At 66.7% G+C, this 2,112-nt stretch carries 2 protein-coding genes; both read left to right on the top strand.

Going from position 1 to position 2,112, the window contains the following annotated elements; genetic code table 11:
• Positions 1-1,218, top strand: a 1,218-nt coding sequence (locus tag BBK14_RS12705; RefSeq protein ID WP_071062232.1) for a GGDEF domain-containing protein, incomplete at its 5' end; no start/stop codon positions are given.
• A 412-nt stretch (positions 1,219-1,630) separates the two neighbouring features.
• Positions 1,631-1,990 (top strand): hypothetical protein, encoded by a 360-nt coding sequence (locus BBK14_RS12710; RefSeq protein WP_071062234.1) that lies wholly within the window; start codon positions 1,631-1,633, stop codon positions 1,988-1,990.
• The last annotated feature ends 122 nt before the right edge of the window (positions 1,991-2,112 follow it).

The following is a 2,112-nucleotide window of genomic DNA, read 5'->3' on the forward strand; positions in this document are numbered from 1 at the left end:
CTCGACGGGTCGTCACGGGAGCCCGGGCGGGGCCGGGACCACCACTGGTACGTGATCACGATTCTGGACGGTCTGATCGTGGTCGGCGCGATTACGTTGCTGGCCTGGATCGCCGTTCTCGAGGAAGCGGTCGAGGGGAAGGGCCCGCTGGCCGCCGGACCCATCTACTCGATCATCCTTGCGGCAGCCAGCCTGATCGTCACAGTCGCCGTGTTCCTGGTAGCCGTGTTCCGCCAGCCACACCCAGGGCTCGGCCTGGAGCTGGGTCTACTCACCCTGGGTCTACTCACCGTCACCGTCTCGATCATCTGTTACACGGCCGTGGTCGTACGTGGTCTGCGTGACGTCCCGCGGCTGGCCGACCTCCTCCTGCTCGCAGGTCCGCTGTTCATCGGGCTCGCGGCACTCTCGCCCGACACCTCACAGTCCACACGGAACGCCGGCCCTGATGCCGACAGGCCGTTCGTCCCGGCACGGCGCCGCTGGTGGCACGCGGTCCTGCCATACCTGCCGTTGACCGCAGCCGGTATCGCGACGGTGATCGAGACCTCTGGTGAGGACATCGCCCGCCAGGAGGAGGTCTGGGCGATGCTGGCCCTGCTGCTGATCGCACTGGTCCGGCAGATGGTCACGATGGCCGACAACATCCGCCTCCTCAGCCAGGTCGAGGAGAAACAGCACGAACTGCGCTACCAGGCGTTCCACGACCCGCTCACCGGGCTGGCGAACCGCACCCTGTTCATCGACCGGCTCGCGCTGGCACTGCGCCACCGCGATCAGCCCGACAGGCGGCTCGCGGTGCTGTTCTGCGACCTCGACAACTTCAAACAGGTCAACGACGCCGTCGGCCACGCAGCCGGTGACGACCTGCTGCGGATCACCGCGCGGCGCCTCGTCAACAACGTGCGGCCCTCGGACACAGTCGCCCGTCTCGGCGGCGACGAGTTCGCGATCCTCCTCGACCCAGCCGTCGAAGACCCCGAAATGGTCGGGCGTCGCCTCGCCTCGTCGGTACGGGCACCGATCGACCTCGAGGGCACCACCTACACCATCGCCACCAGCACCGGACTCGTCGTCGTCGACCCGGCCAACGAACCCCCCACCGCTGAAACCCTGCTCCACCGCGCCGACCTCGCGATGTACGCGGCAAAGGCCCGACGAACAGGAAACCCGACGGCCTACACCCCAGACCTCGCGCCGGGACGCCCCACACTTTGATCGCATACTGCCGAGGACGGGCGCAGGGCTCCTCGGTCCGTGGCTGCCACCTCACTTCTGTGCGGCGGACGCGACCCGCCCGCAGTGCCGGTGCGGTCAGGCCCTCCGCAGTACACCGCAGCATTCCCACTGACTATCCGATGTGTCCGACCCGTGCCACCCGAACGCCGCTGTCCGCCGGGTCCCTGCAGAAACCTCCTCCCCCACCATTACCAGGAAGATCCTGGACCCGAGCGCTTGAACACCTGATCCTCAGGCCAATTCTTTCGCAGGTTGATCCGGGATATCATCAGATGTGACAGCAGTCCTGATTCTCCGACCCATTCCTACTAAACCTTGGCCCGACTGCCGGTTTTCGTCGTATTCCGGTCGTCTCCGCTGTGTGGCCGGTCACCGGCTGAGAAAATTCGGTGTGACCATCGTGTGGGTCCGTTCGCGGGCAGCGGCGCTGGTCCCACTCGTCATCATCGTGGCAGTCTGCGTCGTTGACATCGTCGGTGGCCCCGACTTCGTCATCATTGCACTGGTGGTCATGGCTCCGCTGCTGGCCGCGAGCGTCGTCGGTCCACGGTTAACCGGCGTCTACGCGCTCGCTGCGCTGGCCGGCGCGGGCGCGGTGGAGATCGCGAATCAGGTCGTGGATCCGGGTGCGGGCGGGGGCCAGGTCGCGAGGGTGATCCGGCTCGCCGGCATCGCCCTCGGCGGCGGGATAGCCGTGCTACAGAGCTTGAATGGTCAGGGTCTGGCTACGGCGGTTCTGGGTCCAAGGTGAGGTCGGTCTGGCCGAGGAAGCCGGCGATCAGGTCGGGCCTGTACTGGATGCGTTTGAGCAGGGTCTTGATCGTGGCCGTGAGCTGGTCGACGGTGACGCGGACGTGGTTACCCTGTGGGGTG

Source organism: Parafrankia soli, assembly GCF_001854695.1.
Taxonomy (GTDB): domain Bacteria; phylum Actinomycetota; class Actinomycetes; order Frankiales; family Frankiaceae; genus Parafrankia; species Parafrankia soli.